Origin of the sequence: Pseudoalteromonas sp. S1650 (genome assembly GCF_005887195.1) — a bacterium.
In the GTDB taxonomy this organism is placed as follows: domain Bacteria; phylum Pseudomonadota; class Gammaproteobacteria; order Enterobacterales; family Alteromonadaceae; genus Pseudoalteromonas; species Pseudoalteromonas simplex.
Genome location: NZ_PNDF01000036.1, coordinates 46,281 through 53,368 on the forward strand (window position 1 = coordinate 46,281; position 7,088 = coordinate 53,368).

General features: G+C 44.1%; 8 protein-coding genes. 6 read left to right on the forward strand and 2 right to left on the reverse strand.

Features of this window, described 5'->3' with window-relative positions:
- Window positions 1–14 precede the first annotated feature (14 nt).
- The 5 genes from CWB80_RS12415 to CWB80_RS12435 are packed head-to-tail and all read left to right on the forward strand — an operon-like array spanning window position 15 to window position 4,305.
- Window positions 15–1,019: an FAD-dependent oxidoreductase gene (locus tag CWB80_RS12415; RefSeq protein ID WP_138601158.1), complete on the forward strand. Its 1,005-nt coding sequence runs from the start codon at window positions 15–17 to the stop codon at window positions 1,017–1,019.
- An 8-nt stretch (window positions 1,020–1,027) separates the two neighbouring features.
- On the forward strand, window positions 1,028–1,225 hold the full coding sequence (thiS, locus tag CWB80_RS12420) for a sulfur carrier protein ThiS (RefSeq protein ID WP_171041525.1): 198 nt from the start codon (window positions 1,028–1,030) through the stop codon (window positions 1,223–1,225).
- Between the two features lies 1 nt (window position 1,226).
- Window positions 1,227–2,009: a thiazole synthase gene (locus CWB80_RS12425; RefSeq protein WP_138601155.1), complete on the forward strand. Its 783-nt coding sequence runs from the start codon at window positions 1,227–1,229 to the stop codon at window positions 2,007–2,009.
- A 15-nt stretch (window positions 2,010–2,024) separates the two neighbouring features.
- Window positions 2,025–3,548, forward strand: a complete 1,524-nt coding sequence (gene thiE / locus CWB80_RS12430) for a thiamine phosphate synthase (protein ID WP_138601152.1) — start codon at window positions 2,025–2,027, stop codon at window positions 3,546–3,548.
- Between the two features lies 1 nt (window position 3,549).
- Window positions 3,550–4,305 (forward strand): HesA/MoeB/ThiF family protein, encoded by a 756-nt coding sequence (locus tag CWB80_RS12435; protein ID WP_138601149.1) that lies wholly within the window; start codon window positions 3,550–3,552, stop codon window positions 4,303–4,305.
- Between the two features lie 64 nt (window positions 4,306–4,369).
- Here CWB80_RS12435 and asd read toward each other — a convergent pair whose 3' ends face one another.
- Together asd and rsgA are read right to left on the reverse strand one after the other, a co-directional pair.
- The gene (gene asd / locus CWB80_RS12440) at window positions 4,370–5,236 is read right to left on the reverse strand and encodes an archaetidylserine decarboxylase (RefSeq protein WP_171041526.1); all 867 of its coding nucleotides are present in this window, start codon (window positions 5,234–5,236) and stop codon (window positions 4,370–4,372) included.
- 18 nt (window positions 5,237–5,254) lie between these two features.
- Window positions 5,255–6,313: a small ribosomal subunit biogenesis GTPase RsgA gene (rsgA, locus tag CWB80_RS12445; protein ID WP_058585944.1), complete on the reverse strand. Its 1,059-nt coding sequence runs from the start codon at window positions 6,311–6,313 to the stop codon at window positions 5,255–5,257.
- 122 nt (window positions 6,314–6,435) lie between these two features.
- On the opposite strand from rsgA, the gene orn reads away from it, so the two are divergent.
- Window positions 6,436–6,981: an oligoribonuclease gene (orn, locus tag CWB80_RS12450; protein ID WP_054554138.1), complete on the forward strand. Its 546-nt coding sequence runs from the start codon at window positions 6,436–6,438 to the stop codon at window positions 6,979–6,981.
- The last annotated feature ends 107 nt before the right edge of the window (window positions 6,982–7,088 follow it).

Sequence of the window (7,088 nt, forward strand, 5' to 3'; positions counted from 1 at the left end):
GGCCTAGAAATTTTATGTCTTTAAAGATAGCGATACTGGGCTTTGGTTTAACTGGCCGTTTAACTGCATTGGCACTTGCTAAAGAGCATCAGTTAAGTGTGTTTGAGCAAGATGATGAACATGCTAGCAACAGTGCTGGCAGCGTTGCTGCAGCGATGTTAGCCCCCCTTGCTGAATCAGTCTTGTGTGAACAGGATTTAGCTCTACAAGGGCTTAATAGCATCACTCGTTGGCAGCAAATTTTAAGTGAGCTCGATGACGCTGTGTATTTTCAACAAACAGGCAGTTTAGTGGTTGCTCATCAGCAAGATAAGGGCGATTTACAAAGTTTTGTGAGCCGCTTAAAACCGCTTGAAAGCTATCAGGCACAGGCATTGGTTGGTACTCAAATTGCTGATCTTGAACCAGAACTAGCTGGGCGTTTCCATCAAGGTGTGTATTTACCTTGTGAAGGGCAACTCGATAATCAGGCATTTTATAGCGCTAGTTTTAAAAAGCTTACCTCGCAAGGAGTGCAATTTAACTTTGGCTGTAAAGTTGAATTGAACGCCCATCAAGTGAATGGCCAAAGCTTTGATTATGTATTTGATTGCCGCGGCTTAGGTGCAAAACAGGCTGAACCTTTACTTCGCGGAGTCAGAGGGGAGGTGGCGCGTTTATATGCACCAGAGGTGAACCTAACCAGACCAATACGGCTGATGCATCCGCGCTACCCCATTTATATTGCTCCTAAGCCAAATCATCAATTTGTGATTGGTGCGACTGAAATCGAATCGCAAGACCGCGGTAAAGTCACCGTGCGCTCGGCGCTTGAGCTATTGTCTGCTGCTTATACCGTGCATAGCGGCTTTGCTGAAGGGCGTATCGAGAGCTTGCAATCAGGGCTTCGTCCAGCGTTTGCAGACAACCGCCCTAAAGTCACAAAACAAGGTCGAGTGATCAAAATTAATGGCTTGTACCGTCATGGCTATTTACTTGCGCCTCAGGTGGTCGATGATGCAGTGAGCTTAATTGCTTAAGGATAAAAATGAATATTTTAATTAATGGTCAGTCAGTTACAGTGAACGACAATACATCGCTCACTCAGGCGTTGAGCCAGTTTGGCGCAAGACCTCCATTTGCCGTTGCCGTTAATGGTGACTTTGTACCGCGCAGCCAATGCGATGCAAAAACCCTCAACGAAGGCGACAGCATTGAGCTATTGTCGCCAATTCAAGGGGGCTAAGATGGATAGTTTTTCGGTTTATGGTGAGCAATTTACGAGTCGTTTACTGATTGGCTCAGCACTGTACCCTTCGCCAAGTGTTATGACAGAGTCGATAGTGGCCTCACAGGCTGAAATTGTCACCGTTTCATTAAGACGTCAGCAAAGCGCTGCTGCGGGTGATGATTTTTGGCAATTGATAAAAAATACCGGGTTAAAGGTGCTGCCAAATACGGCGGGTTGTCATAGCGTGAAAGAAGCGGTGACCTTGGCACAAATGTGCCGCGAAGTGTTTGCCACTGATTGGATCAAGTTAGAGTTGATTGGTGATGAATATAATTTACAGCCCGATCCAATCGCATTGCTTGAAGCCACTAAAATTTTATTGGCCGATGGCTTTAAAGTTTTGCCTTATTGCACAGATGATTTAGTGCTGTGCCAGCGCCTCGCTGATTTAGGCTGCGAAGTACTTATGCCTTGGGGCGCACCGATTGGCACGGGTAAAGGCTTGCTGAATCCTTATAACTTAAAAATGATCCGTGAGCGCTTGCCAAACCATACTTTAATTGTTGATGCGGGCTTAGGTTTACCATCTCATGCCTGCCAAGCGCTTGAATTAGGGTATGATGCCGTATTATTAAACTCGGCAATTGCAGGTGCAGGTTGCCCAGTAACGATGAGTAAAGCGTTTAAGAGTGCGGTTGAAGCGGGGCGATATAGCTATTTGGCTAAAGCGATGCCAGAGAAAGACGTAGCAAGCCCATCAACGCCGACGCTTGGAATGCCATTTTGGCATCAAGAATAAAATGTGAGGAATAACATGAATCAGGTTGTATGGACCATAGCTGGCTCAGATTCGGGCGGCGGTGCAGGAATTCAAGCCGATATCAAAGCAATGCAAAGTTTTAATGTACATGGCTGTACGGTTATTACTGCTTTAACGGCACAAAATAGTTTAGGTGTAGAAGCACTTAACCCGATTTCAACAGAAGTGATTGAGTCGCAACTATTAGCCTTAGCCAGTGATATGCCTGCCAGCGTGATTAAAATTGGCATGCTTGCCAATGTGCAGCAAATACAGCTTATTAGTGAGCATTTAAAACATTACAAAGCAACTTGGGCAGAGCCGCCTTTGGTTGTTTATGATCCGGTTGCCATTGCCTCAAGTGGTGATTTATTAACAGAAGAAGATACTGTTAGTGCTATCAAAGAGTGTTTATTGCCATTAGTCGATGTTGTAACACCGAACACCCACGAAACACAGCTATTAACTGGTGTTTACCTGATTGGCCCAAGCGCAGTGAAAGAGGCCGCAAAGAAGTTAACAGGCTATGGTGCAAAAGCGGTGATCATCAAAGGGGGTCACTGGGATTACCCAAGTGGCTATTGCATTGATTACTGCGTGCAAGGTGAGCAGGAATATTGGCTTGGTAACGAAAAAATTCAAACTCCGCATAGTCACGGTACTGGATGCAGTATGGCCTCTGTGATTGCTGCGTGTTTAACCAAACAGTATCCTCTCAAAGATGCCTTTATTTTAGCGAAAACCTATATAAACCAAGGATTAAAAGCAGCCATTCGATATGGTGAAGGGATTGGCCCCGTTGCACACACTTGCTTTCCAACAAATCTAGCTGATTACCCACAAGTCATCGAAGCGGGAAGTTGGCTGGGTGATGAGCTCGACTTTGATTGCCAGGTTGATTTTACCATGGCAGCAGGTTTTGCCGAGTGCGACTCTAAACATCTTGGGCTATATGCCGTTGTTGATACGGTTGATTGGTTAGAGAAGTGTTTAGCCGAAGGAGTTAAAACCGTTCAATTAAGAATGAAAAATGCAGACGATGCAGCACTTGAAGAGTCGATTGCAAGTGCGGTTATGCTGGGGCAGAAGTACGATGCGCAGGTGTATATCAATGATTATTGGCAATTGGCGATTAAGCACGGCGCTTATGGTGTGCATTTAGGGCAAGAAGACTTACAAACCGCTAATTTAATTGCCATAAAAGAGGCGGGGTTACGCTTAGGTGTGTCGACTCATGGCTTTTATGAGATGCTGCGTGCACATAATTACAGACCAAGTTATATGGCGTTTGGTGCTATTTATCCAACCACTACCAAAGACATGACTGGGCAAATTCAAGGCTTAGAAAAGCTCGAAAAATTTGTGCCGTTAATGGCTGATTATCCAACGGTCGCGATTGGCGGGATTGACTTATCTCGTGCTGAGCAAGTTGCGAGCACGGGGGTTGGCAGTGTTGCAGTAGTACGTGCGATTACCGAAGCCGAAGACTACCAAGCAGCCATTGCCACGTTAAAACAGCTGGTCGAAGGTCAGCCATAATATGAGCGCGTTAAGCGACAAAGAACAAATTCGTTATAGCCGCCATTTGCTACTCAAAGAGGTGGGGCATGCGGGTCAGCATAAGTTAAAGTCTGCACATATTGTGGTTGTCGGAGCGGGTGGGCTTGGCTCACCAGCACTGTTTTATTTAGCGGCTGCAGGAGTCGGAACGCTCACTTTGATTGACGACGATAAAGTTGAGCTTTCAAATCTACAGCGACAAATACTCTATAAAGTAAACCACATGGGGCAGGCAAAAACACAGGCGGCTGCCAAGGTGTTAAGCAGTTTAAATAATCAAATTACGGTTAAGCCTCTATGCCAAAAGCTTGATGAAAGTAACTGTGCTGAGCTACTTGAAGGCGCTGACATCATCCTCGATTGCAGTGATAACTTTGCTACCCGTTATTTGGTTAATCGCTATTGTTTAGCTAAATCTATCCCACTTGTATCAGCTGCGGCTATTGCAACACAGGGGCAGGTGATGAGTTTTGATTTTCGTGATGAACAAAGCCCTTGCTATGGCTGTATATTCCCGCAAACGGAGGAGCAGACAGCGCTTAATTGTGACAATGCTGGAGTATTGAGCCCGTTATTGGGTGTTATGGGCAGCATGCAAAGTTTATTGGCTATCAATATATTGCTTGGCCATAAAACGGGCAGCGAGTTTATTCAATTTGACGGGCTAACACTAAAACAGCAGCGCTTTAATATTCAAAAAGACAGTGAGTGCTCAGAGTGTAATCGTGGGGTATAGGCGCGATTTATAGAGAATTTTAAGCAAACCACTTTTGCTCAAGTGGTTTGCTAAATTGAACTTATTAGTCGTTAATTTTCGCAAATGGTGTGCCCATGCGCGTTACTGTTTCTGGGTGTTGATCTGATAAGAACTCAGCTTGATTTGCACCCCAAGCTAAAATAACGGTAGAGCCTAATTTAAAGCGACCCATTTCTTCACCTTTCTTCAGAGTAATCGCGTTGTCACCTGTGGTTGGGTAATTCCAACTAAATACATCTTTACCTGCTGGTGGCGTTACTGTGCCTGCCCAAATAGTCTCGATGCTAGCAACAATTGTTGCACCGACAAGTACCATGGCTAGCGGGCCAATTTCAGTTTCAAAGATAGCCACAACACGCTCGTTACGAGCAAATAGGTTAGGTACATTTTGTGCTGTTAACGGGTTTACCGAAAATAAATCACCCGGTACGTAGATCATTTTGCTCAGCGTGCCATCAACTGGCATGTGGATACGGTGGTAATCTTTAGGCGCTAAATAAATAGTCGCAAATTTACCGCCTAAAAACGGCGCTGTGTCTTCTTCTTTGCCACCAAGGAGTGCTTGTAAGCTGTAGTCATGACCTTTTGCTTGGATGATTTGACCGTCGACTACATCGCCTAATTGGCTAATTGCACCATCAACTGGGTGAGCAATAATGTCGCTATCTTCAGCAAGTGGACGAATACCTTCTTTTAATGGGCGAGTAAAAAACTCATTAAAAGTTTTGTAATGAGCTGGATCTGGGTATTTAGCCTCACTCATATCAATTTTGTATTGTTTGATGAACAATTTAATTAAGGCCGTTGTTAAGCCACCCGCTTTTGCTGCTGCTAACTTGCCAACCATGTGCGAAATGAAATGTTTTGGCATGGCATATTGCATAGCAATTTTGAATTTATCTAAACTCACTTGTTATTTCCTAAATAGTTATACGCGAGGAGCGCGTGCACCAGCACGGCCGTCGGCCATAGTTTCTAAAATTCGGTGGTAACTGTCAAAACGAAGTTCTGAAATTTCACCATCATCAACAGCTTGGCGAATTATACAGCCAGGATCGTTTAAATGCTTACAATCGCGAAAACGACAGCCACCAATAAAGTCACGGAACTCTTTAAAGCACCACGTAACGCGCTCAACATCTAAATGCCATAAGCCAAACTCACGAATTCCCGGTGAGTCAATTAGGTTACCACCACTTGGTAAATGGTGTAATCGCGATACGGTTGTTGTGTGTTGACCAAGGCCGCTGTTCTCAGAGACTTCTTGGGTTAAGATATCTGCATCTGGCAGTACAGTGTTCACTAAGGTTGATTTACCCACACCGCTTTGACCAACAAAAATGCTGTTTTTATCAACTAGTTTTTGTTTAAGCTCAGCAATGCCTTGACCGGTTTTATTACTGACTAACAGTACTTGATAACCTAGCTCACGATAGATATCGAGAATTTCATCAATAAAAGCAAGGCCTTCATCGTCTATTAAATCTATTTTGTTAAGCACTAAAATAGGCTCAATCCCCATGTCTTCACAGGCAACTAAATAGCGGTCGATAATGTTTGGTGTAAACTCAGGCAATACCGCAGAGACCATTAAAATTTGGTCGATATTGGCAGCGACGACTTTCACCCCGTCATAAAAATCAGGGCGCGTTAATTGTGAGCGACGCTCATGGGTTGCTTCAATAACGCCTGCTAAGTCGCCTTCGCTAACTTTTGCACGGCGAAAAATAACTTCATCACCACATACAAGGCTCGATACTGTTCTACGTATATTACAGCGTAGCACTTCGCCTGATTCGGTTTCGATATCGGCGTGTTGGCCAAAACGACTGATCACAACCGCATTTTCGGCAGGGCCTAAATTATCATTTTGCCATTGCACAGTTGCCCCTTTCTGTTGCTTTTTGTCTGCATTAGAGAGGCGTTTTTGATGATTGGCCTTAATTCGACGCGATTGGCCTTTACTTAATTTCTTTTGTTTTGCCACTTTTGGCCTATAACTTGAGTAAATGTCGGGCTTTTTGAAAAAAAAGCTTTAGGTCGACTGATGATACTAATATGATATATCTAAATGCGTTGGATCTAAAGGAAAGCACCGCTAAGGTAACTATGTCTTTTCATAAATCAAATCTTATCTGGCTCGACCTAGAAATGACAGGCCTCGAACCAGCAACAGATAAAATACTCGAAATTGCCACTGTTGTCACCGACAGTGATTTAAACATCTTGGCTGAAGGCCCTGTTATTGCTATTCATCAAAGCGATGAACTGCTTGATGGCATGGACGAGTGGTGCACAACTCAGCACGGTCAATCTGGTTTAACAGCTCGTTGTAAAGCAAGCACATTCACTGAACAAGATGCTATTGATCAAACATTGGCATTTCTAAAGCAATGGGTACCTGCGGGTGCTTCACCTATGTGTGGTAATTCTATCGGCCAAGACCGCCGTTTTATGAATAAGTACATGCCTGAATTGGAAGACTACTTTCACTACCGTAACCTTGATGTGAGTACAGTTAAAGAACTTGCACGTCGTTGGAAACCTGACGTATTAGCGCAAGTGAACAAAAAAGGTTCACATCTAGCCCTCGACGATATCAAAGATTCGATCATGGAATTAAAGGTTTACCAAGAAAAATTCTTTAATTTGTAAAAAACATTTGCAAACACATCGGATTATTGTAGAATCCTGCCCCGCTTAAGACGTTAACCCCCGCGGGGTTGGCATGTCTCTAAGTAATTGAATGCGGCACTAGCTCA

What these genes read in the sequence shown, in the direction of transcription:
- CWB80_RS12415 (WP_138601158.1), top strand. Translation starts at nt 15, where the DNA reads ATGTCTTTAAAGATAGCGATACTGGGCTTTGGTTTAACTGGCCGTTTA.
- thiS (WP_171041525.1), top strand. Translation starts at nt 1,028, where the DNA reads ATGAATATTTTAATTAATGGTCAGTCAGTTACAGTGAACGACAATACA.
- CWB80_RS12425 (WP_138601155.1), top strand. Translation starts at nt 1,227, where the DNA reads ATGGATAGTTTTTCGGTTTATGGTGAGCAATTTACGAGTCGTTTACTG.
- thiE (WP_138601152.1), top strand. Translation starts at nt 2,025, where the DNA reads ATGAATCAGGTTGTATGGACCATAGCTGGCTCAGATTCGGGCGGCGGT.
- CWB80_RS12435 (WP_138601149.1), top strand. Translation starts at nt 3,550, where the DNA reads ATGAGCGCGTTAAGCGACAAAGAACAAATTCGTTATAGCCGCCATTTG.
- orn (WP_054554138.1), top strand. Translation starts at nt 6,436, where the DNA reads ATGTCTTTTCATAAATCAAATCTTATCTGGCTCGACCTAGAAATGACA.